The following is a 21,612-nucleotide window of genomic DNA, read 5'->3' on the forward strand; positions in this document are numbered from 1 at the left end:
TCGGGCTCCTTAGCCGCGCTCGCCGCTCCGGGTCGGAGTCGAGGTCGGCTGGGTGTAGGTGCCGGTGCTGCTCTGCGCCGGGGCACCCGGGTAATACTGGCCGTTCTGGACGTAGCCGTCGACCCGGCCGTCACGGTCCTGGTCGGCCCAAATGGCGCCGGCGAGACCGCCGACCACCGCACCGGCGACCGCACCTTCGAGCAGGCTCACGCCCGGGATCAGCGCACCGGCGACGGCGCCGACACCCGCGCCGACGCCGGCACCGGTGGCCACGCGGCCGAGGGTCGAATCCCAGCCGCTCGGCTGACCCGAATAATACTGGCCGTTCTGGACATAGCCATCGGCATAGCCGTCATTGTTGTTGTCGGCCCAGACCGCGCCGGCGAGACCGCCGACCGCGGCGCCAACGGCGGCACCGGTGATGACGCTCACGCCCGGAACGACGGCACCGACGGCAGCGCCGCCAACGGCACCCACGGCGGCGCCGGTCGCGGCGTCGGCAAGGGTGTCATTCGAGGTGGTGGCGCAGGCGCCGAGCGACAGCGAGCTCGCGGCCGCCAAAGCGATCAGTGTCTTCTTCATATGCTTTCTCCCGATGGTGTTTCGGCGACCAGGCCACCACTGCCCCGTCGAAAAACGGGAAGTCCCCACTGCCGAGGCAGACGGACCATGGTCAGCGCGCCCCTAACGCGAGGGCGCTCCAACCGGTTCCGGGCGTGAAACAAGTCGTTTGGTTCCAACGGTTTAGAACTTTGCCATTACAGGATTCCGGCTGAGCCTCGGATGAACTTCCGGGTAAACGTCCGGCCTGCTTCGAAAGCTAATGCGGCCGCCCCGCCTGATGCGCCGTCGCAGCCTCTAAAATGGAATGACCAGAACCCTCTCCAACGTGAGCCGATCCTTTGACCGTCCACCAGAAGCTTGCCGCAATGCATCCCTTTGCTGCGGAATTGCCGGTGGCCGAGCTTGGATCGCACACGCCCCATTCCCTCTCCCACCTGATCGCGGAAACCTCGAAGGACGCCTTCGTCGCCATCGATCGCGACCACCGGATTCTCTATTGGAATTGTGGGGCCGAGCTGATGTTCGGCTGGTCCCGTGAGGAAGCGCTGGGCGAGACGATCGACATGATCGTGCCGCCCGACCTGCGCTTTGCCCATTCGCAGGGGATCGAGCGGCTGAAGAGCGGCGGCAAGCCGCGGCTAGTCGGCAAGGCGACCGAGATCGTCGCGCATCGCAAGGACGGCAGCGGCGTGCCGGTCGAACTGTCGCTGATCATGTGGAACGAACCGGGGACCGACCAGGTCGCGGGCTTCGCCGCCATCATCCGCGACATCAGCCAGCGCAAGAAGCTGGAAGAGGAGCGCAACGCCTACGCCAGCCGGCTCGAGGAACAGCTGGCGGCGATCGAGGCGAGCAGCGACGGCATCGCGATCACCGACAGCGAGGGCCGCTTCTCCTTCATGAACCCCGCCCACGCGCGGATGTTCGGCTATGCCGACGCGGCGGCCGCGCTCGGGGTCCACTGGCACGAGCTTTACGAACCCGGCGAGGCCCGCCGGCTCGAACAGGAGGCGATGCCCCAGATCCTCGCGCAGGGCTCGTGGCGGGGCGAGGCGACCGGTCGCCACATCGACGGCCACGCGATCGAGCAGGAAGTGACCCTCTCGGCCGGCGCCAATGGGGGCCTCGTCTGCACCACCCGCGACATCGGCGAACGCCAGCGTGCGCTGCGCGACCGGATCCGCACCCGCGAGCAATTGCTGCTGGCCGAACGGCAGGAGACGATCGGCCGGGTGATGTCGGGCATGGTTCACGACTTCAACAATCTGATGGCCGTCATCTCCGCCGCCGCCGCCGCGCTCGAGGAGCATGCCGACGTCGAGCAGGCGCAGGTCGCCCGGATCCACAATGCCGCCGCCGCAGCCTCGAAACTGCTCCACAAGATCCTCAAGCCCGAGCGCCGCGCGGCCGAACTCCAGTCGGTCGACCTTGCCGCGACCGTCCGGGAGGTCGCCGACCTCGTCGCGGTCAGCATGGCCCCGGGCCAGGTCATCGCGGTCGACGTCCCCGACCAGCATGTCTCGATCCACGCCGACGAGAGCGAGGTCATGCAAGTGCTGATGAACCTCTGCACCAATGCCCGCGACGCCCTTGTCGCCGATGCTCCGGGCGAGATCCGCCTGTCGGTCGAGTTGACCAACGGCGGCGACCTCGACGCCATCCCTGCGGTCGGCCACGCGCCGTCGGGCCGGATCGCGCTCGTCCGCGTCGCCGACACTGGCTGCGGAATCCCGCGCGGGGTGCTCGACCGCATCTTCGAACCCTTCGTCACCTCGCGCAAATCGGTGGGGACCGGGCTCGGCCTCGCGGTGGTCGCCCGCCTCATCAGCGAGGCCGGCGGCGCCATCTACGTCCGCACCAGCCCGGCCGGGAGCTGCTTCGAGATCGCATGGCCGCTCGAACGGCTCGAAACCGCGCCCGCCGAGCAGGATCCGGCCCTCGAACCCGTCAGCCTCGAGGGCCTCACCATCCTTTCGGTCGATGACAATCCCGCCCTCCTCGACCTCATCGCCCTTCACCTCGAGCGGGCCGGTGCCGAAGTCTGCCCCTGCCTCTCGCCCGGCGACGGCCTCGAGGTGCTGCGCGATGACAGCGTCACCTGGGACGCGATCGTGGTCGATTACGACATGCCCGAGATGAACGGGGTCGACTTCGCCGGCCTCGCCCACCAGCTCCGGCCCGAGATCCCGATCCTGCTCTGCTCCGCGGTCGCCGAGGATCTCGTCATTCCCGCAGCCGCGCGGGCCCATTTTGCCGCCATCCTCCCCAAGGCCGAACTCCACCGCCACCTGCCGCCGGCGATCGCCCGCATCGTCCGCGAGGCCCAGACCGGAGACGCGGCATGAAGCTGCTGATCGTCGACGACCATGAGATGCTGCGGGGCGCGGTTGCCGCCTACCTTCGCCACGAGCCCGACTTCCGGGTGCAGGAGGCCGAGGACGTCCCCACGGCGCTGCGCGCCCTGCGCAAGGATGGCCCCTTCGATGTCGTCCTGCTCGACTTCCAATTGCCAGGCATGGACGGCCTCGACGGGCTGCGCGAGATCGTCGCCAGCAACGGCGGCAAGCCGGTGGTGCTCTTTTCCGGGCTCGCCGACGCCTCGATCGCCAATGCCGCCATCCGCTGCGGCGCCGCGGCCTTCCTGTCGAAGACCATGCCGGTCGAGGAACTGAAGCGCGAGCTGCGCAACATCGTTGCGGCACGCGCGCCGACATGGGTCCCCGGCAATGCCGCTTTCGCCGGTCCCACGGTCCAGCTCACCCCGCGTCAGGAACAGGTGCTGCAGGGCATCCGCAGCGGCCAGTCGAGCCGCGAGATCGCGCGTGCGCTCAAGCTTCAGGAGATGACCGTGCGGATGACGATGAAATTGCTGTTCGCCAAGCTGCAGGTGCAGGAAGCGGGCGAAGCCGCGACGGGCGGGTGACCCGGATCGATGTTGGCGGTGGGATCGATCGAAGGCTGGCGGAGACGGAGGGATTCGAACCCTCGGTACGGTAATTCACCGTACGGCGGTTTAGCAAACCGCTGGTTTCAGCCACTCACCCACGTCTCCGGATGCATCGGCTGGCAGGCGCTTAGCCGACCGTTCCGCGACGCACAACTAGATTGGTTCGGCTCGGGCCAAGTCACGGCGCATCGCGCCCCCTGAGGGGCGGGGAAGGTGCTCACATTCCGTCAAGCGAAGTCGAGAAAACTCGATCAGAATGTCGGCAAGCCGACACTTTGGGCGTCCTAAGTGCTTATAAAATAAGCTATTGCCTAGAATTGAAACATCATCGTAATGCTTCGATGCCGGGGGGTAGGCGGGCGTTTCGCGCCGGTCGGCGTGTGGGAGTAGCGGGGCAATGGATCTTCCTAGCGACGTCATGACGGAGCCGACGCTCGACCAGGCCTTCGCCGGCAACAAGCTCCTCGCGACCCTGTCCGACGACGAGCGCGCCGTCTTCGAACCCCACGCCCGAATCATCAGCTTTGCCGGCGGCGACAGCCTGCTCCCGGCCGGCGACACGCCGAACCAGAGCGTCTTTCCGTTCGATGGCCTGATCGTCTCGCTCCAGTGCCAGCTCGCCGGCGGCCGCTCGGTCGAGGTTGCCGCGATCGGCCGCGAGGGAGCGGTCGGCGGGATCGTCAGCTGTGGTCAGGCGCCGGCCTTCACCCAGGCGCTGGTCCAGCTGCCCGGACCGGCACTCGTTGTGCCGATGAAGCTGCTCGAGCAGGCCAAGCAGGACAGCGCCCATATCCGCAACCTCTTCTGCCGCTATTCGGATGCCCTACTCTCGCAGGTGATGCAGTCGGTTGCCTGCAATGCCTTCCACCCGATCGAGGCGCGCGCCGCGCGCTGGCTGCTTCACGCGCAGGACCGGGCTTCGGGCAATCGCCTCGCGCTGACCCAGGAAGCGCTGGCCGGCCTGCTCGGGGTCCAGCGGACCACCGTCAATGCCGTCGCCCGCGTGCTCCAGGAGCAGGGCCTGATCGCCTATCGCCGGGGCATGATCCAGGTCATCGACCGGCCTGGCCTGCTGAAGGCGAGCTGCGACTGCTATCGCGCGGTCGAGGACCATTTCCAGGCCGTGCTCGGCCCCGACGGTCGCGGCGGTCACTGACCGCCTGGCGACGGGCTCAGTCGGCCAGTCGCCACCCCAGCGTTTCGCCCGCATGGAAGGGTACCAGGCTCGATCCGGCCGCGGGGACCGTATCCGGGACGACTGCCGCCGACCGCTCCAGCGTGATCGACCCTTCGTTCAGCGGAAGGCCGTAGAAACGCGGCCCGTGCTCGGACGCGAAACCCTCGAACCGGTCGAGCGCGCCTTCCGCCTCGAACACCGCCAGATAGCTTTCGAGCGCGTAGGGCGCGTTGAAGATGCCCGCGCAGCCGCAGCCGCTTTCCTTGGCTTCCCTGACGTGCGGGGCGCTGTCGGTCCCGAGGAAGAATTTGGGGCTCCCCGACACCGCCGCCGCGCGCACCGCCAGGCGGTGCCGCTCGCGCTTCACCACCGGCAGGCAGTAAGCGTGGGGGCGCAGTCCGCCCGCGAACAGCGCATTGCGGTTGAGGTGCAGGTGCTGCGGCGTAATCGTCGCCGCGAGGTTGGGCCCCGCCGCCATCACGAAGGCGGCGCTGTCGGCGGTGGTGATATGCTCGAGCACGACCTTGAGCGCGGGAAAGTCGCGCAGCACCGGGGTCAGCACCCGCTCGAGGAACGCCGCCTCGCGGTCGAAGATATCGATCTCGGGGTCGGTCACCTCGCCATGGACGCACAGGACCATGCCGATCGCCTCCATCCGCTCGAGCGCCGGATAGATGTTGCGTACGTCGGTGACGCCGCTGTGGCTGTTGGTGGTCGCGCCCGCCGGATAGAGCTTGGCCGCAACCCAGACGCCGCTTTCATGTCCCCGCGCCAGCTCGTCGGGATCGATCCCGTCGGTGAGATAGCAGGTCATCAGGGGCTCGAAGCCCTCGCCCGCCGCGGCCCGGATCCGATCGCGGTAGGCGCTCGCCGCCGCCACCGTCGTCACCGGGGGGACGAGGTTCGGCATGATGATCGCCCGGGCAAATTGCGCGGCGCTGTACGGGGCGACTGCCTCGAGCATCGCGCCATCGCGCAGGTGGAGGTGCCAGTCGTCGGGGCGGCGGATGGTGAGGCGGTCGGTCAACTTGGCTCCCATTCCCGTTCGCCCTGAGCGAAGTCGAAGGGCGCTCGCGCCACCGTGCTTCGACTTCGCTCAGCACGAACGAGGTCTGTTTTCTTGTCGGGTCAGTCCTTAGCTAAGCCCCATGCCCCAGACCACCCTCACCGACCGCGCCCTGATCCACCTCTCGGGAGAGGACGTCCGCGGCTTCCTCCAGGGGCTGGTCACCAACGACGTGACGGGGGCGCTTCCCGTCTGGTCCGGCCTTCTCTCCGCGCAGGGCAAGTGCCTGTTCGATTTCCTCGTCTGGGCGGACGGCGAGGACATCCTCCTCGATTGCGAGGCCGGGGCCGCCGACGACCTGGCCAAGCGCCTGCGCATGTATCGCCTCCGCCGCCCGATCACGATCGAGCGCGAGGAAACCCAGGCGGTCCACTGGTCCCCGACGGGCGAAGACGGCGTTCCCGATCCCCGCCTCCCCGCGCTCGGCCGCCGCTGGATCGGCCCTGCGGACGAGCCCGCGATCGGTTACCTCGCCCACCGTCTTGGCCAGGGCGTCGCCGAAGGCCGCGCCGAGCTCGCCGACCTTCTCTGGCTCGAATGCAATGCCGCCGAGCTTCACGGCGTCAGCTTCACCAAGGGCTGCTACGTCGGCCAGGAGAATACGGCGCGGATGAACTGGCGGCAGAAGGTCAACCGCCGCCTCGTCGTCGTTCCCGCGACCGAGCCGGGCCCGCGCACCAAGACCTTCTACCCCGACCTCGGCCTCGCGGTGGAGCACCGCCGGGTCGACGACCTTGCCGGCCTTACTCTCCCCGACTGGCTCCAGGCCTCGCTCGGCGGGCCCGAAGCCTAGGCTTCGGCCTTCTTCCGGTTCGCCATGATGCGGACCAGGGCGACGATCCCGATCAGCGCCCAGATCACGTTCAGCATCGCCGCTGGCCATGCCCTCAGCGCGGTGAGGTTGATGACGAAGGCGATCGCGCCCAGCACGTTCATCGACTGGTAGAGCGGCGACTTCGCATCGACCTTGCCCGCGGTCAGCAGGGCATAGGCGCCGAGGATCAGCAGGGCGGCGGCCCACCCTGCGATATCGACCAGCAGCTTTTCGGTCATGCCGCGAGCTTGCGCAGCACGTAGGGCAGGATCCCGCCGGCGTGGAAATATTCCAGCTCGTTGAACGTATCGATCCGGCAGCGCGCGACGATCGTGCGGCTGTGCCCGTCGGCCTCGGTCACCTCGACCTCGACGTCCTGGCGCGGCTTGATCCCGGCCACGTCGCGGATCGTGAAAGTCTCCGACCCGTCGAGCCCGAGGCTCGCCGCCGTCTCGCCCTCGGCGAACTGCAGCGGCAGCACGCCCATGCCGACGAGGTTCGAGCGGTGGATGCGTTCGAAGCTCTCGGCGATGACGGCGCGGACGCCGAGCAGCACCGTGCCCTTGGCCGCCCAGTCGCGCGACGAACCCGTGCCATATTCCTTGCCCGCGAGGATCACGAGCGGAACGCCGGCGTCCTTATAGGCCATGGCCGCGTCGTAGATCGCCTGCTCCTCGCCGTTGAGGAGGTTACGGGTGTAACCGCCCTCGACACCCGGGAGCATCTTGTTGCGGATGCGGATGTTGGCGAAGGTGCCGCGCATCATCACGTCATGATTGCCGCGGCGCGCGCCGTAGCTGTTGAATTCGGTCTTCGGCACCTGCCGCTCGAGCAGCCAGCGCCCGGCCGGGCTCTCGGCCTTGATCGAACCGGCGGGCGAGATGTGATCGGTGGTGATCGAATCGCCGAACACCGCCAGCGCGCGGGCGCCGTTGATATCCTCGATGCCCTTGGCCTGCATCGTCATGCCCTCGAAATAGGGGGGATTGGCGATGTAGGTGGAGGCCGCCGGCCACTGGTAGGTGTCGCCGCCCGACACGCTCACCGCCTGCCAGCGCTCGTCGCCGCGATAGACGTCGGCATAGCGGCTGCGGAACAGGTCCGAGTGGACGTGGGCGTCGATCAGCGCGCGGATTTCCTCGTTGGTGGGCCAGATGTCCTTGAGGAAAACCGGCTGGCCGTTCTGCGCGGTACCGATCGGCTCGCTGGTGATGTCGCTGCGGACCGTCCCGGCCAGCGCATAGGCGACGACCAGCGGCGGGCTGGCGAGATAGTTGGCGCGGCAGTCGGGGCTGACCCGGCCTTCGAAGTTGCGGTTGCCCGACAGGACCGAGACGGCGACCAGATCCTGCTCGTTGATCGCCTGGCTGATCGGCTCGGGCAGCGGGCCCGAATTGCCGATGCAGGTGGTGCAGCCGTAGCCGACCGTGTTGAAGCCGATCGCGTCGAGATGCTCCTGCAGCCCGCTCGCCGCGAGATAGTCGCTGACCACCTGGCTTCCCGGCGCGAGGCTGGTCTTGACCCACGGCTTGCGGGTCAGGCCCAGCTCGTGCGCCTTCTTGGCGACAAGGCCGGCGGCGATCAGCACGCTCGGGTTCGAGGTGTTGGTGCAGCTGGTGATCGCCGCGATCACGACGTCGCCATTGCCGAGGTCATGGTCCTCGCCCGCGACCGCGACGCGCGGGTCGCTCGCCTTCTTGTAGGTCTCGGCCAGCTCGGCGTTGAACTGGTCGTCGACCTCGCTGAGGATGACCCGGTCCTGCGGACGCTTGGGACCCGCAAGGCTGGGAACGACGCTGCCGAGGTCGAGCTCGAGCGTATCGGTGAAGACCGGCTCGGGGGTCGAGGCGTCGCGCCACATGCCCTGCGCCTTGGCATAGGACTCGACCAGAGCGATCCGCTCCTCGTCGCGGCCCGACAGGCGGAGGTAATCGATCGTGCGGTTGTCGATCGGGAAGAAGCCGCAGGTCGCGCCATATTCGGGCGCCATGTTGGCGATGGTCGCGCGGTCGGCGAGCGTCATCGCGTCGAGGCCCGGGCCGTAGAATTCGACGAAGCGGCCAACGACGCCCTTGGCGCGGAGCATCTGGGTGACCGTCAGCACGAGGTCGGTCGCGGTGATGCCTTCCTTGAGTTCGCCGGTCAGGCGGAAGCCGACGACTTCGGGGATCAGCATCGACACCGGCTGGCCGAGCATCGCCGCCTCGGCCTCGATCCCGCCGACGCCCCAGCCGAGCACGCCAAGGCCGTTGACCATCGTCGTGTGGCTGTCGGTGCCGACCAGCGTGTCCGGATAGGCGATCTCGTCGCCGGTCTGGTCCTTCGAGGTCCAGATCGTCTGGCTGATATATTCGAGATTGACCTGGTGGCAGATGCCGGTGCCCGGCGGGACCACCTTGAAGTTGTCAAACGCCGACGAACCCCACTTGAGGAATTCGTAGCGCTCGCGGTTGCGGGCATATTCATAGGCGACGTTGGCGTCGGCGGCCTTGGGCGTGCCGAACTCGTCGACCATGACCGAGTGGTCGATCACCAGATGCACCGGGACCAGCGGATTGATCTTCTGCGGGTCGCCGCCGAGATTCTTCATCGCGTCGCGCATCGCGGCAAGATCGACCACCGCCGGAACGCCGGTGAAGTCCTGCATCAGCACCCGGGCGGGGCGATACTGGATCTCGCGGCTGATCTTCTTTTCCTTCTGCCAGTCGGCCATCGCCTGGAGGTCGTCGCGAGTGACCGTGACGCCGTCCTCGAAGCGCAGGAGATTCTCGAGCAGCACCTTCATCGAGAAGGGCAGGCGACTGACGTCGCCGAGCGCCTTGCCGGCCTTCTGGAGGTCGTAATAAGCGTAGCTCTTGCCACCGACCTCAAGGGTCGAGCGGGTGCCGAGGCTGTCCTGGCCGGTCGGAATCATGCGGAAAATCTCGCTTCAGACTGTGGGATTGCGGCCGCCCTTAGCAAGGCTTTCGAAGGGCCGCAAAGGGCCGCGCAATAACGTCAGCGACCGTCGCCGACCCGTTCGATCGCGCGCTTGGCCTTCTCGCCGTCGGCAATGTCGTTGGTCCGCTTGGCCGCTTCCTCGACCAGCTGCTTGGCTTCCTGGCGAAGCTCGCGGATCTCCTCCTCGTCCAGTTCCTCCTCGATCCCGGCCAGCTCGTCGCGAGCCCGGTGGGTCGCCTTGATCAGTTCGTCGAGCTTGGCGTGCATCGCGACGTCGCGGCGGTGCGCCTCCTGCTCGCGGTCATATTGGCCGTTCAGCACCATCTGGGTCAGCGTGATCGCGAGGATCGACAAAGCGGCGGTCAGCCCGTCGGCATGGAAGCCGAGCAGGAACCAGCCGGCACAGAAGACGATCACCCCGATCTGCATTGCGGGGTGCGCGAACAGGCGGCTCATCGCGTCCGACACGCGGTCGCCGAGGCGAACGAGGATATTCTTCTGCTCCGCCATTGCGCGCCCACAACGATCCATGCGGCGCCATTGTTGCACGCTTCGGCTAAGCCCCTGCGCTGCAACGGAAAAAGATTCAAAGGTCACGGGAACCAGGCCTCGTCATGGTGGTTGAGTCGAGTCTGGCAGGCCGAAGCGGGCCCTGTCCGTCTGCGGGGAATGACGATGAGCTTCACGACCGCTGCCTTCGACCGCCGCCTCGCTGCCTTCGAGCGCGCCGAAGCCGGACGCTTCGGCCGTCCACTGGGCGACGACAGCTTCGCCCGGGTGGCCTTCGCGCGCCGGGTCGCGACCCCCGCCGGTCCACTCCCTGCCGACCCCGCCATCGTCTCGAGCGGGTCGGCCTTCCTCCTCCAACGCTAGATCCAGCCCCGCCGCTTGAGGATCAGCAGCGGTACGACCGCGCTCAGCAGCATCAGCACCAGCGACAGCGGATAGCCCCAGGTCTCGTTGAGCTCGGGCATATATTTGAAGTTCATCCCGAAGATGCCCGCGATCAGCGTCGGCGGCAGGAACACCACCGCCATCCAGCTGAACAATTTCATCGCCGCATTCTGCTCGATCGAGATCAGCCCGAGGCTCGCGTCGAGCTGGAAGGTAAGATCATCGCCGAGATAGCCGGCATGGTCGAGCAGCGCCGTCACGTCGGTCTGGAGGCTGAGAAGATGCGCCCGCGCGGCCTGGTTCTCGGGCTGCTGCATCCGCTCCGTCCCGCCGAGGAAGCTCAGCAACCGGAGCGTGCTGACATTGGTCTCGCGGACCCGCCCGAGCAGGCTCTGGGCCCGCCCGATCCGCGCCAGCAAGGCGGTCAGCGTCTTGGCCGGGATCCGCCGCTCGTCGACCGGCTGGTGGAAGATCCGGCGCGACAATTCCTCCATCTCCGCCCCCGACCGCTCGAGCTCGTCCGCGGTCCGGTCGACGATCGCGTCGAGCAGCCGGAGCAGCACCGTCACCGCGTCGCGCGCGAGGTCCGGGCGGCGGCGGACGTCCTGCGAGAAGGCCCGCACCGGCTTGGGGCTCGCATAGCGCACCGTCACCAGCTTGTTGCCCGCAAGCACGAAGGCGATGGGGTCGGTGGTCGGCATCCCGTCCTCGACCCCGCACAAGGTGCTCAGCGTCATGAACAGCGCGCCGCCTTCCTCGTAAAGGCGGCTCGACGGCTCGATCTCGGACAGATCGTCGCGGGTCGGGATGGCGATGCCGAGCAGTTTCTCGACCACCGCCTCCTCTTCCCGGGTCGGCTCCTCGAGATCGATCCAGGTCGCGCTGGCGGTGATGGGCTGGGCGGAAGCGTCGACGATGCTTCCGTCGCATTCGGGACCGTAGGTGCGTAGCATTTCCGCCAGCCTCGTTGCTCGGACACGCCTTGGCAAGCCCGGACCGCTCCCCTAGCCAAGGCCCCATGGCCGAACACAGCCACGACTTCCTTGGCGCGTCCCACGACCGCAACGCCCGGCGCACGCGCTGGGTGGTGGTGCTGAGCGCGGTCATGATGGTGGCCGAGATCGTCGCCGGTACGCTGACCGGCTCGATGGCACTGACCGCCGACGGCTGGCACATGGCCACCCACACGCTCGCGCTCGGCGTCAGCGCACTTGCCTACAGCTTCGCCCGCGCCCGCTCGAGCGACGTCCGCTACAGCTGGGGCACGGGCAAGGTTGGAAGCCTCGCCGGCTTCGCCTCCGCGCTCGGCCTTGCCGCGGTCGCGGTCGGCATCCTCTACGAGAGCGGCGCACGCTTCCTGACGCCCCATGCGGTCGACTATCGCGAGGCGCTGGCGGTCGCCGTCATCGGCCTCCTCGTGAACCTCGCCAGCGCGCTGCTGCTCGGGCACGGCCACGACCATGGGCATGACCACGATCACAGCCATGACCACCACGGCCATGACCACGCCCACGACCATAATTTCCGTTCGGCCTATCTCCACGTCCTCGCCGACGCGCTGACCAGCGTGCTCGCGATCGCGGCACTGCTCGCCGGCTGGCTCTACGGCTGGCGCTGGCTCGACCCGGCGGTCGCGGTCGTCGGCGCGCTCGTCATCCTCAACTGGAGCCGCGGCCTCCTGTCCGAGACCAGCAGCGTGCTCCTCGACCGAGTCCCCGACGACGCCCTGTGCGACGAGCTCAAGCGCAAGATCGAAGGCTCGGGCGACATCGTCGTTCACGACTGGCACCTGTGGACCGTCGGGCCCGGCCGCTATGCCGCGATCGTGTCGGCCTCGGGCGCCCCGGCCAGCGAGATCCGCCGCCGCCTCGGCGGTGACAAGCGAATTGCCCATCTCACCGTGGAGTGTGCGTGAAGAAGAGTGTCGGGCCGTATGCGACGGTCCTTGGTGTCATCCTCGCCACCGCCGCGATCCTCTGGCTGATGGGCCGGCCGCCGCTCTACAAGGGCGGCCTCATCCAGCTCTGGGGCCCGGTCGGTCCCAAGCAGAGCCAGATGCTGTTCGACTGGTACAGCGCCAGCCACATCGTCCACGGCTTCCTCTTCTACGGCCTGCTCCACCTCGTCGGGCGGCCAAAGGCGGTCGAGAGCCGGCTCCTACTCGCGACCATCGTCGAGGCCGCCTGGGAGCTGGTCGAGAACAGCCCGGTCATCATCAACCGCTACCGCGAGGCGACCATCGCGCTCGGCTATCGCGGCGATTCGATCCTCAACTCGGTCAGCGACATCGCGCTGATGGTGGTCGGCTTCCTCCTTGCCCGGCGGATCCCCGTCTGGGCGAGCGTGATGATCGTCCTGGTCCTGGAGCTCGTGCCCCTCGCGATCATCCGCGACAATCTCACCCTCAACGTCTGGATGCTGGTCGCGCCCAACGACGCCGTCCGCGCCTGGCAAGCGGGGGCTTGAGCCGCGGCGGGCGTTCACGGAACCGCAATCCGCGCCACTCGATTGAGCAGGTCATGCGTATCCTGATCCCGGCCGCGTGCGCCCTTGCCCTCCTCCCTTCCGCCGCCTCGGCGACCGAGATCTTCGCGGGCGTCCACGCCCATGCGGTGAAGACGCCTTTCAGCCTCGAGGCCGACCGCGAGGACGGGACCGATTTCAGCCTCGGCATCCGCGGCGCGCGGATCGGCAAGACCCCGCTCCAGCCCTACGCCTTCGGCTCGCTCAACAGTTCGGGCGGGACCAACTTCCTCGCCGCCGGCCTCTCCGCCAAATTCGGCAGCCGGGTCTATGTCCGTCCCGGCCTCGGCCTCGCGATCCACGACGGCTCGGCCTCCGACAACGACCGCCCCGACCGCCTCGCCTTCGGCAGCCGGGTCCTGTTCGAACCCGAGATCGCGGTCGGCGCGGCGCTCAACGACCGCGTCAGCGTCGAGGCGAGCTGGGTCCACTTCAGCCACGCCCAATTGTTCGGCCGGCAGAATCCGGGGATCGACAATATCGGCGTCCGCCTGAACTGGCGGCTCTAGCCCAGCCGGGTCGCCGCGAAGCCGAGCGCCACCGCGCCCAGCGACAGCAGTACCGAGCCCACCACATAAGCCACCGCAAGTCCTGGCTGCCCGCGCTCCCACAAGGTCAGCGCGTCGAGGCTGAAGGCCGAGAAGGTCGTGAACCCGCCGAGCACGCCGGTGGTGAGGAACAGCCGGAGATGCTGTGATGCCGCCGGCCCTTCCGCCAGCAGGCCGGCCAGCACGCCCATCAGCAGCGACCCCAGCACGTTCACCGCCAGGGTCGACACCGGAAAGCCCGTTCCCAGCCAGGCCGCGGCGAGCCGGTTCGCCCCATGGCGCAGGACAGCACCGATCCCGCCGCCCAGGAAGACCAGCAGCGCAGGCGTCACGCGGCCGCGGGCTCCGCCGCCTTCCTGCGCTTGGGCAGGAGGTGGAGGAGGCCGACGATCACCCCGCCGACGATGACCCCGACAATGGCCCCGAACAGGGCGTTGAGCAGCCAGGTCCAGGCACCCTGCCAGAAGCCCAGTGCCTCGCCGCCCTTCTTGGCCAGCTCATGGGTCAGGTGCGGCAATGCCTCGCCGATATGGAGCACTTCCATGCCGTGGAGCAGGATCTGCCCACCGACCCACAGCATCGCCGCGGTCCCGACCACCGACAGCGCCGCGAGCAGCTTGGGCACGCCGCGCACCAGCGCCCGGCCGAAGCCCGCGCTCGCCCCACCCTTCTTGGCCAAGTGAAGGCCGATGTCGTCGAGCTTCACGATCAGCCCGACCGTTCCGTAGACCATCACCGTGATCGCGATCCCGACCACCGCCAGCACCACCGCCTCCAGCCACAAGGCGTCGAGCTCGAGCGCCGCCAGCGCGATGACCATGATCTCGGCCGACAGGATGAAGTCGGTCCGGATCGCCCCCGCGACCTGCCTCTTTTCGAGTTCGGCCGGATCGTCGCATTCGAGCAGTTCGTCGGTGGCGTGATGATCGCCCGCGAACTTCTCCCACAATTTCTCGGCGCCTTCGAAACAAAGATAGGCGCCGCCGACCATCAGCAGCGGGGTGATGAGGTCGAACCCGATCTTCTGCCCCGCCCAGGACAGGAACAGGGCCACCGGAAGGATCACGATCAGCTTGTTCTTGAGGCTTCCGAGCGCGATCTTGCCGATGATCGGAAGCTCGCGGTCGGGCGACAGGCCGGTGACGTAGCGCGGGGTCACCGCGGTATCGTCGATCACCACCCCGGCCGCCTTCGAGCCGGCCTTGCCGACCGCGGCGCCGATGTCGTCCATGCTCGACGCCGCGAGCTTGGTCAGGGTGGCGACATCGTCGAGGAGCGCGATCAATCCGGAGGGCAAGTGTTCGGTCCTTTGCAATCGTCACCCCGGACCTGATCCGGGGTCTGCCTTTTCTCTGCGCAGTGAAAGAAGGAAGGCGGATGCCGGGTCAAGCCCGGCATGACGGCCAAGGTTGCATCCGAACGTCAACTAAAGCATCCCGCGCCCCCATGCTGGACCTCGCCTTCATCCGCCAGAACCGCGACGCGGTCGCCCTCGCCGCCGCCCAAAAGAATGTCGCGATCGACCTCGACACTCTCCTCGCGCTCGACGCCGAGGTGCGCGGCGCGAAGGCCGAGATCGACCGCCTCCGCGCCGAGCGCAACGCAATCTCCGCCGGCTTCAAGACCGCCGCCCCCGAGGAGAAGGCCGAACTCGGCCGCCGCGCCAAGGAAGCGGGCGCGCAGGCCTCCGAGCTCGAGGCGGGCATGGCCGAGAAGGAGCAGGCGCTGCGCGACTTGCTCCTCAAGCTCCCCAACATCCCCTATGCCGGCGCCCCCATCGGCCCCGACGAAGGCAGCAACGTCGTCGTCCGCACCGAGGGCCAGCTTCCCGACTTCGGCTTCACCCCGCGCGACCATGTCGACCTCATCGAGATGAATGGCTGGGCCGACCTCAGCCGCATCGTCCAAGTTGCCGGCAGCCGCCAATATTGCCTCAAGGGCCGGCTCGCGATCCTCGAGACCGTGCTGATGAGCTGGGCGCTCCAGAAGATCGCCAGCCACGGCTTTACCCCCATCACCGTCCCCGCGCTCGTCCGCGAGGACGCCTTCGTCCGCCAAGGCCAGTTCCCCGGCCACCGCGAGGAAACCTACCAGCTTCCCAATGACGACCTCTGGCTCGCCGGCACCGCCGAGGTCGCGCTAACCTCGCTCCACACCGGCGAGATCCTCGACCTCTCGGCCGGCCCCCTTCTCTACGCCGGCTACTCGCCCTGCTTCCGCCGCGAAGCCGGAAGCGCCGGCCGCGACGTCCGCGGCCTCCTGCGCGTCCACCAGTTCGTGAAGGTCGAGCAATATGTCATTTGCGAGGCCGACGAGGCGGTCTCGGCCGAATGGCACGCGAAGCTGCTCGCGCTGGCCGAAGAGCTGCTGACCGACCTCGAAATTCCCTATCAGGTGATCGAGACCTCGACCGGCGACATGGGCCTTGGCAAGTATCGCATGAATGACATCGAGAGCTGGGTCCCCAGCCTCGGCAAATATCGCGAGACCCACAGCTGCTCGACCCTGCACGACTGGCAGGCCCGCCGCGCCAACCTCCGCTACCGCGACAGCGAGGGCAAGGTCCGCTTCGCCCACACGCTCAACAACACCGCGCTCGCTTCCCCGCGGATCCTCGTGCCGCTGCTCGAGAACCACCAGCAGGAGGACGGCCGGGTCCGGCTCCCCAAGGCACTCCAGCCGTTGATGGGCGGTGAATTCCTCTGAGGCCCTCATGACCGATCCTGACTGCCGGCTGCCTTCGACCAGGCTCCGGCTGCGCGAGATCGCGACCATGCTGCCGGGCAGCTGGCGGCTGCTCCGGACCCCGACCCCGCTCGGTCCCCCACGCGGGCCCAAATGCCTCGTGGTGCCGGGCTTCCTCGCCCACGACCGCTCGACCCTCCTCCTCCGCCAGGGCCTCGCCGCCGCGGGCTTCCGGGTGCACGGCTGGAAGGCCGGGCTCAACACCGGTGCCAAGGCACACACGCTCGACGTGCTCGGCCGCCGCCTCGACGAGCTCTACCGCGAGAACAAGGGGCCCGTGCTGGTGGTGGGATGGAGCCTTGGCGGGCTGTTCGCGCGCGAGCTCGCCTTCCGCCATCCCGACAAGATCCGCGCGGTGGTGACCCTCGGCTCACCCTTTTCGGGCGATCCGCGCTGGAACAACGTCTGGCGGATGTACGAGCGGGTCGCCGGCCACAAGGTCGACCAGCCGCCCATCCCCCGCTCGCCCGGCAAGCCGCCGGTCCCGACCCTCGCGCTCTGGTCGCGCTGCGACGGGATCGTCGCGCCGCGCGCCGCCTACGGCCTTGCCGACGAGCGCGACCAGGCGGTGGAGCTCGGCTGTAACCACCTCGGCTTTGTCGTCACCCGGCCGGGTGTCCGCGAGGTGGTGGGCGCGATCACCCGCTTCCTCGACGAGTCCGCGCCGGCCTGAACCGCCCGCGGCCGTTGGTCGAAAGCCCTTTGCCGGCGGCACCCCTTCGGTCCTAGACTTCGCGCCTTCCACTTGCGGAGCATCGTCCCATGCCGCTGTTGCTGATGCTGCTGGCCCTCGACCCCGACGTGCCGATTTCGGTCGAGGCGCCCAAGAAGGATCCCGTCGTCTGTACTCGCCGGGCGGCGGCGACGCTCGGCTCCAACATCGCCCAGCCGCGGATCTGCAAGAAGAAGTCGGAATGGGACGCCGAGGCGAAGAACGCCCAGCGCAATCTCCAGAAATTCCGCGAACACCGCTCCGACCCGGCCAAGATCCCGGGCGGGCAGCCTATCCCGCAATAAGCTCAGGCCTGGTTGACGGGGATCACCGCCAGCGTGATCCGCGACAGGCAGACGAGCTTCTGGCGCTCGTCGGTGATGCGGATCGTCCACACCTGAGTCGTCCGCCCGATCGCCTCGGCGATGGCGCGCGCGGTGACCAGCCCCTCCCGCACCGGGCGGATGTGATTGGCGTTGATCTCCAGCCCGACCACCACCCGCTCGGCCGGATCGACCGTCATGAAGCCCGCGACCGAGGCGACCGTCTCGGCCAGCGCGACGCTGGCGCCGCCGTGCAGCCGGCCGAACGGCTGGTGGGTCCGCTGGTCGACCGGCATGGTCGCCTCGAGCCAGTCGTCACCGCGGGCGGTGATCCGGATCCCGATATGTCCCGGCATGCTGTTATCGCCGAAGGCGCTCGAAACGTCGGGGTCGAAGGCGTCGCTGTGCCAGATGCTCATGGGCGAAGGCCTAGGCACAAGCGCGGCTCACGGCAACGGCCCCTCGAGCGCGGCCACCACCGCCGCCATGTCGTCCGCCACCAGGTAGAGCGGCTGCATCGCATCATGCCGGTAGGGCGTCGCGACCGCGCCTTGCGGCGTGAAGCGGCGCCGCTCGATCGCGGGATCGGCAAGGCTCTTGGCCGCTTCGCCGAAGCTCGACGCCAGCCCCGCGCCGAGGATCCGCACCGCCCCGTCCTCGCGCACCAGCCCGAATTCGATCGTATGCCAGTAGAGCCGCGCGACCTTGTCGCCCTCGCCCCGCGCGATGGCATCGACGCCGGTCGCGCCGAACCGCTGCATCGCATCGGCGATGCCCTTGTCGGCCAGCATCGGCACATGGCCGTAGATGTCGTGGAAGCAGTCGGGCTCCTCGAGATAGTCGAGCTGCGCTCGGGTCCGGATGAAATTGCCGATCGGAAACACCCGCTCGCGCAGCATCGCGAAGAAGGCCTCGTCGGGGACGAGCCCGGCCACCGCGACGCAGCGCCAGCCGGTCAGCGGAAGCAGCCGCGCATTCAGCCGGCCAAGCTCGGGAATGCCCCCGTCGCCCAGCCCCAGCGCCGCCAGCCCGTCGAAGAAGCGTTCGACGATCAAGCCGTCGAGCAACGCGGTCTGCCGGGCGTGGAGCAGGTCCCACGTCTCATGCTCCTCGGCGGTGAAGCCCGCCCAGCCCTGGTCGACGACATGCGCCTCCCAGCCGCGCCCCGCGCCCCCGTCCCCACAGTCGAAACTCTTGAACATCCTTCTACTCCAGACACGAAAAACCCCGCCGGACCGTGGGTCTGGCGGGGTGGTGAAAGCTTGCCTTTGTCAGACGCGCGTCAGCCTATCCCCACCATGATGGGATAATAAGCAACGGCAGCGGCGACGCGGGCGATCATGGGGATCAGATAATGCACCCGCCGCCTGAATGGAAGCTTGCCCCTTCCAATCGGGCCGGCGCGCACCATCTTACTCGCCTAACACACCTGCGAGGAACCACAGAGACATGACGCAAGAAGGCAGGCGCATCGCCAAATATGCCGCCGTCGGCGCCCTTATCGCCATTCCGGTGCCGATCGTCGGCCCGATCGTGGGCGGGATCGTCGGCGCGGTCCTCGGCGCCAACAAGAACAAGAAGCTCTACGGCCGCCCCTACTGACCGGCCAGCCGGTCGATCTCCTGCGCCAGCGCATGGTCGCGGTCGGTCACCCCGCCCGCGTCATGGCTGGTCAGCCGGAAGTCGACCCGGTTCCAGACACTGGTGAATTCGGGATGGTGATTGACCTTCTCGGCGTGCAGCGCGACCCGCGTCAGGAAGCCGAAGGCCAGGCTGAAATCGGCGAAGCGGAAACTCTTCCATAGCGCGCCATCCCGTTCTTCCCAGCCCATCATCCGTCTCCTCGCATCTTGAAAAGCGCCTAGGGGCGGCGCAGTGGACAGGGCAAGAAGGAGATTTCCCATGGCCACCACCGCCACGCTCGAAAAGGGCCCGCTCGGGCTCGACAATCCGATGGGCACCGACGGCTTCGAGTTCGTCGAATATGCCGCGCCCGACCCCCAGCTGCTGCGCGACCTGTTCGCCAAGCTGGGCTTTCCGGCCATCGCGAAGCACCGCAGCCAGGACATCACCCTCCACCGCCAGGGCGACATCAACTTCCTGATCAACGCCCATGACGAAAGCCATGCCGCCGACTTCTCGGCCGCGCACGGCCCCTCGGCCGTCGCTATGGCCTTCCGCGTGAAGGACGCCGCCGCGGCCCACGCCCGCGCCCTTTCGCTCGGCGCCACCGACGTCACCGACAAGGGCCTCGGCTGGCCCGCGATCGAGGGCATCGGCGGATCGTTGCTCTATCTGGTCGATCAATATGGCGACCATGGCGACGCTTATGCCGACAGCTTCGACTATCTGCCCGGCCATGAGGAAGCGATGCAGGCCTCGGCCAGCTGCCTCACCTACCTCGACCACCTCACCCACAACGTCCGGCGCGGCCGCATGGTCGTCTGGGCCGACTTCTACGAGAAGCTCTTCAACTTCCGCGAGATCCGCTACTTCGACATCGAAGGAAAGGTCACCGGCCTCTTCTCGAAGGCGATGACGTCGCCCTGCAGCAAGATCCGCATTCCGCTCAACGAGAGCCAGGACGACAAGAGCCAGATCGAGGAATTCCTCCGCGAATATAAAGGCGAGGGCATCCAGCACATCGCGCTCGGCACCACCGACATCTACAAGAGCGTCGACATCCTCTCCGCCCGCGGCATCCCCTTCCAGGACACGATCGACACCTATTACGACCTGCTCGACGAGCGCGTGAAGGGCCATGGCGAGCCCTTGGACGAACTCAAGAAGCGCAAGATCCTCGTCGACGGCGCCCCGACCGAAGGCCAGGGCTTGCTGCTCCAGATCTTCACCCAGAACGTCATCGGCCCGATCTTCTACGAGCTCATCCAGCGCAAGGGGAACGAGGGCTTCGGCGAAGGCAACTTCAAGGCCCTGTTCGAGAGCATCGAGCTCGACCAGATCCGTCGCGGCGTGATCTCGGCCGACTAATTCGTGTTCCCCTGCGAATGCAGGGGCCCAGTTTTCTTTGACGAGGCGAAAGAAGGCCACTGGGCCCCGGCTTTCGCCGGGGAACAGCATGACCCAAGCCTTCATCTGCGACTACATCCGCACCCCGATCGGCCGCTACGGCGGGGCGCTCTCCCCGGTCCGCGCCGACGACCTCGCCGCCATTCCCATCCGCGCGCTCAAGGCGCGCAACGGCAGCGTCGAATGGGCCGCGCTCGACGACATCATCCTCGGCTGCGCCAACCAGGCGGGCGAGGACAATCGCAACCTCGCGCGCATGGCGGGGCTTCTCGCCGGCCTGCCGCAGGACAGCGGCGGCGTCACCCTCAATCGCCTGTGCGGCTCGGGCCTCGACGCGGTCGCCATGGCCGCGCGCACCATTCGCTCGGGCGAGGCCGACCTCATCATCGCCGGCGGCTCCGAAAGCATGAGCCGCGCGCCCTTCGTCATGCCCAAGGCGACGAGCGCCTTCGACCGCAACGCCGAAATCTACGACACCACCATCGGCTGGCGCTTCGTCAATCCCAAGCTCCGCGACGCCTATGGCGACGATACCATGCCCTCGACCGCCGAGAACGTCGCCGACGACTTCAAGGTCAACCGCGAGGACCAGGACGCCTTCGCCCACCGCAGCCAGGAAAAGGCCGCCGCGGCGCAGGTCAATGGCCGCCTCGCCGCCGAGATCGTCCCGGTCGCCATCCCCGGCCGCAAGGGCGAAGTGACCACGGTCGACCGCGACGAGCATCCCCGCCTCACCGGCCTCGACAAGCTCGCGGCGCTGAAGCCCATCGTGCGCAAGGACGGCACCGTCACCGCCGGCAATGCGAGCGGCGTCAACGACGGCGCCGCCGCCCTGCTGATCGCGTCCGAAGAGGCCGCGAGGCGCCACGGCCTGACCCCCATCGCCCGAGTCCTCGGGACCGCGGTCGCCGGCGTTCCCCCGCGCATCATGGGCATCGGCCCCGCGCCCGCGACGACGAAGCTCCTCGCCCGCCTCGGCCTTACCCTCGACCAGCTCGACGTCATCGAATTGAACGAGGCTTTCGCCGCGCAAGGCCTCGCCGTGCTGCGCGAACTCGGCCTTCCGGACAACGATGCCCGCGTGAACCCCAATGGCGGCGCCATCGCGCTCGGCCATCCGCTCGGCATGAGCGGCGCGCGCCTCGCCGGCACCGCCGCGCTCCAGCTGCGCGAGACCGGCGGCCGCTACGCCCTCGCCACCATGTGCATCGGCGTCGGCCAGGGCATCGCGATGGTCATCGAACGCGTCTGACCTTGCTCCTTCCCCGGGCACCTGGGGGAGGTGCCCCGAAGGGGCGGAGGGGGCTCGGCTTGTCGTGCCGAACGTCT

At 68.0% G+C, this 21,612-nt stretch carries 25 protein-coding genes and 1 tRNA gene; 14 read left to right on the plus strand and 12 right to left on the minus strand.

The window, feature by feature from the left end; genetic code table 11:
* Positions 1-9: 9 nt before the first annotated feature.
* Positions 10-582 (minus strand): YMGG-like glycine zipper-containing protein, encoded by a 573-nt coding sequence (locus tag AC4GYU_RS02140; protein ID WP_491085260.1) that lies wholly within the window; start codon positions 580-582, stop codon positions 10-12.
* Between the two features lie 374 nt (positions 583-956).
* Here AC4GYU_RS02140 and AC4GYU_RS02145 point away from each other — a divergent pair, with 374 nt between their 5' ends.
* Together AC4GYU_RS02145 and AC4GYU_RS02150 are read left to right on the plus strand one after the other, a co-directional pair.
* Positions 957-2,909, plus strand: a complete 1,953-nt coding sequence (locus tag AC4GYU_RS02145) for a PAS domain-containing hybrid sensor histidine kinase/response regulator (RefSeq protein WP_491085261.1) — start codon at positions 957-959, stop codon at positions 2,907-2,909.
* Complete coding sequence (locus AC4GYU_RS02150; RefSeq protein ID WP_491085262.1) at positions 2,906-3,487, plus strand: response regulator; 582 nt, start codon at positions 2,906-2,908, stop codon at positions 3,485-3,487. Before AC4GYU_RS02145 ends, AC4GYU_RS02150 begins: the two co-directional genes overlap by 4 nt.
* 36 nt (positions 3,488-3,523) lie before the next feature.
* On the opposite strand, the gene AC4GYU_RS02155 is transcribed toward AC4GYU_RS02150, so the two are convergent.
* Positions 3,524-3,616, minus strand: a tRNA-Ser gene (locus AC4GYU_RS02155).
* A 292-nt stretch (positions 3,617-3,908) separates the two neighbouring features.
* Between AC4GYU_RS02155 and AC4GYU_RS02160 the strand changes: the two genes are divergently transcribed.
* Positions 3,909-4,667, plus strand: a complete 759-nt coding sequence (locus tag AC4GYU_RS02160) for a Crp/Fnr family transcriptional regulator (RefSeq protein WP_491085263.1) — start codon at positions 3,909-3,911, stop codon at positions 4,665-4,667.
* Positions 4,668-4,683: 16 nt separating this feature from the next.
* Here AC4GYU_RS02160 and pyrC read toward each other — a convergent pair whose 3' ends face one another.
* Complete coding sequence (pyrC, locus tag AC4GYU_RS02165) at positions 4,684-5,715, minus strand: dihydroorotase (RefSeq protein WP_491086864.1); 1,032 nt, start codon at positions 5,713-5,715, stop codon at positions 4,684-4,686.
* A 121-nt stretch (positions 5,716-5,836) separates the two neighbouring features.
* Between pyrC and ygfZ the strand changes: the two genes are divergently transcribed.
* Positions 5,837-6,547 (plus strand): CAF17-like 4Fe-4S cluster assembly/insertion protein YgfZ, encoded by a 711-nt coding sequence (gene ygfZ / locus AC4GYU_RS02170; protein WP_491085264.1) that lies wholly within the window; start codon positions 5,837-5,839, stop codon positions 6,545-6,547.
* Here ygfZ and AC4GYU_RS02175 read toward each other — a convergent pair.
* The 3 genes from AC4GYU_RS02175 to AC4GYU_RS02185 all read right to left on the minus strand — a co-directional run bounded on the left by AC4GYU_RS02175 (position 6,544) and on the right by AC4GYU_RS02185 (position 10,018).
* The gene (locus tag AC4GYU_RS02175) at positions 6,544-6,807 is read right to left on the minus strand and encodes a CBU_0592 family membrane protein (protein WP_491085265.1); all 264 of its coding nucleotides are present in this window, start codon (positions 6,805-6,807) and stop codon (positions 6,544-6,546) included. The genes ygfZ and AC4GYU_RS02175 overlap by 4 nt on opposite strands.
* On the minus strand, positions 6,804-9,482 hold the full coding sequence (gene acnA / locus AC4GYU_RS02180) for an aconitate hydratase AcnA (RefSeq protein ID WP_491085266.1): 2,679 nt from the start codon (positions 9,480-9,482) through the stop codon (positions 6,804-6,806). The genes AC4GYU_RS02175 and acnA overlap by 4 nt, the downstream gene beginning before the upstream one ends.
* A gap of 83 nt (positions 9,483-9,565) precedes the next feature.
* Entirely contained in the window at positions 9,566-10,018 is a 453-nt protein-coding gene (locus AC4GYU_RS02185; RefSeq protein ID WP_491085267.1) for a low affinity iron permease family protein, read from the minus strand.
* Positions 10,019-10,183: 165 nt separating this feature from the next.
* Here AC4GYU_RS02185 and AC4GYU_RS02190 point away from each other — a divergent pair, with 165 nt between their 5' ends.
* Positions 10,184-10,381 carry a hypothetical protein gene (locus AC4GYU_RS02190; RefSeq protein WP_491085268.1) on the plus strand — a complete coding sequence of 66 codons (198 nt, stop codon included), beginning with the start codon at positions 10,184-10,186 and terminating at the stop codon, positions 10,379-10,381.
* Here the strand turns inward: AC4GYU_RS02190 and AC4GYU_RS02195 are convergent.
* On the minus strand, positions 10,378-11,355 hold the full coding sequence (locus AC4GYU_RS02195) for a magnesium transporter CorA family protein (protein ID WP_491085269.1): 978 nt from the start codon (positions 11,353-11,355) through the stop codon (positions 10,378-10,380). The genes AC4GYU_RS02190 and AC4GYU_RS02195 overlap by 4 nt on opposite strands.
* Positions 11,356-11,420: 65 nt before the next feature.
* On the opposite strand from AC4GYU_RS02195, the gene dmeF reads away from it, so the two are divergent.
* From dmeF to AC4GYU_RS02210, 3 genes are read left to right on the plus strand one after another with little or no spacing between them, the layout of a single operon-like run.
* Positions 11,421-12,317, plus strand: coding sequence for a CDF family Co(II)/Ni(II) efflux transporter DmeF (gene dmeF / locus AC4GYU_RS02200; protein WP_491085270.1), 897 nt, complete (start codon positions 11,421-11,423; stop codon positions 12,315-12,317).
* Positions 12,314-12,868 (plus strand): DUF2585 family protein, encoded by a 555-nt coding sequence (locus AC4GYU_RS02205; protein WP_491085271.1) that lies wholly within the window; start codon positions 12,314-12,316, stop codon positions 12,866-12,868. The genes dmeF and AC4GYU_RS02205 overlap by 4 nt, the downstream gene beginning before the upstream one ends.
* Before the next feature lie 53 nt (positions 12,869-12,921).
* Positions 12,922-13,434, plus strand: a complete 513-nt coding sequence (locus tag AC4GYU_RS02210; protein WP_491085272.1) for an acyloxyacyl hydrolase — start codon at positions 12,922-12,924, stop codon at positions 13,432-13,434.
* Here AC4GYU_RS02210 and crcB read toward each other — a convergent pair.
* Positions 13,431-13,805, minus strand: a complete 375-nt coding sequence (gene crcB, locus AC4GYU_RS02215) for a fluoride efflux transporter CrcB (RefSeq protein WP_491085273.1) — start codon at positions 13,803-13,805, stop codon at positions 13,431-13,433. The genes AC4GYU_RS02210 and crcB overlap by 4 nt on opposite strands.
* A complete protein-coding gene (locus tag AC4GYU_RS02220; RefSeq protein WP_491085274.1) occupies positions 13,802-14,770 on the minus strand; it encodes a DUF808 domain-containing protein in 969 nt (322 codons plus the stop codon). The genes crcB and AC4GYU_RS02220 overlap by 4 nt, the downstream gene beginning before the upstream one ends.
* Before the next feature lie 149 nt (positions 14,771-14,919).
* Between AC4GYU_RS02220 and serS the strand changes: the two genes are divergently transcribed.
* The 3 genes from serS to AC4GYU_RS02235 all read left to right on the plus strand — a co-directional run bounded on the left by serS (position 14,920) and on the right by AC4GYU_RS02235 (position 17,235).
* Positions 14,920-16,179, plus strand: coding sequence for a serine--tRNA ligase (gene serS, locus AC4GYU_RS02225; protein ID WP_491085275.1), 1,260 nt, complete (start codon positions 14,920-14,922; stop codon positions 16,177-16,179).
* A 7-nt stretch (positions 16,180-16,186) separates the two neighbouring features.
* Entirely contained in the window at positions 16,187-16,891 is a 705-nt protein-coding gene (locus AC4GYU_RS02230; protein WP_491085276.1) for an alpha/beta hydrolase, read from the plus strand.
* A gap of 89 nt (positions 16,892-16,980) precedes the next feature.
* Positions 16,981-17,235, plus strand: coding sequence for a hypothetical protein (locus AC4GYU_RS02235; RefSeq protein WP_491085277.1), 255 nt, complete (start codon positions 16,981-16,983; stop codon positions 17,233-17,235).
* Positions 17,236-17,237: 2 nt separating this feature from the next.
* Here the strand turns inward: AC4GYU_RS02235 and AC4GYU_RS02240 are convergent, their stop codons facing one another.
* Entirely contained in the window at positions 17,238-17,672 is a 435-nt protein-coding gene (locus AC4GYU_RS02240) for a hotdog fold thioesterase (protein ID WP_491085278.1), read from the minus strand.
* A gap of 27 nt (positions 17,673-17,699) precedes the next feature.
* On the minus strand, positions 17,700-18,455 hold the full coding sequence (locus AC4GYU_RS02245) for a phenylalanine 4-monooxygenase (protein ID WP_491085279.1): 756 nt from the start codon (positions 18,453-18,455) through the stop codon (positions 17,700-17,702).
* A 247-nt stretch (positions 18,456-18,702) separates the two neighbouring features.
* On the opposite strand from AC4GYU_RS02245, the gene AC4GYU_RS02250 reads away from it, so the two are divergent.
* Entirely contained in the window at positions 18,703-18,855 is a 153-nt protein-coding gene (locus AC4GYU_RS02250) for a hypothetical protein (protein ID WP_491085280.1), read from the plus strand.
* Here AC4GYU_RS02250 and AC4GYU_RS02255 read toward each other — a convergent pair.
* Entirely contained in the window at positions 18,849-19,157 is a 309-nt protein-coding gene (locus AC4GYU_RS02255) for a 4a-hydroxytetrahydrobiopterin dehydratase (RefSeq protein WP_491085281.1), read from the minus strand. The genes AC4GYU_RS02250 and AC4GYU_RS02255 overlap by 7 nt on opposite strands.
* Here AC4GYU_RS02255 and hppD point away from each other — a divergent pair.
* Complete coding sequence (hppD, locus tag AC4GYU_RS02260; RefSeq protein ID WP_491085282.1) at positions 19,156-20,244, plus strand: 4-hydroxyphenylpyruvate dioxygenase; 1,089 nt, start codon at positions 19,156-19,158, stop codon at positions 20,242-20,244. The genes AC4GYU_RS02255 and hppD overlap by 2 nt on opposite strands.
* A gap of 88 nt (positions 20,245-20,332) precedes the next feature.
* Positions 20,333-21,535 carry a 3-oxoadipyl-CoA thiolase gene (gene pcaF / locus AC4GYU_RS02265; RefSeq protein WP_491085283.1) on the plus strand — a complete coding sequence of 401 codons (1,203 nt, stop codon included), beginning with the start codon at positions 20,333-20,335 and terminating at the stop codon, positions 21,533-21,535.
* Positions 21,536-21,612 lie beyond the last annotated feature (77 nt).

It is taken from the genome of Sphingomonas sp. SP2 (assembly GCF_058313385.1).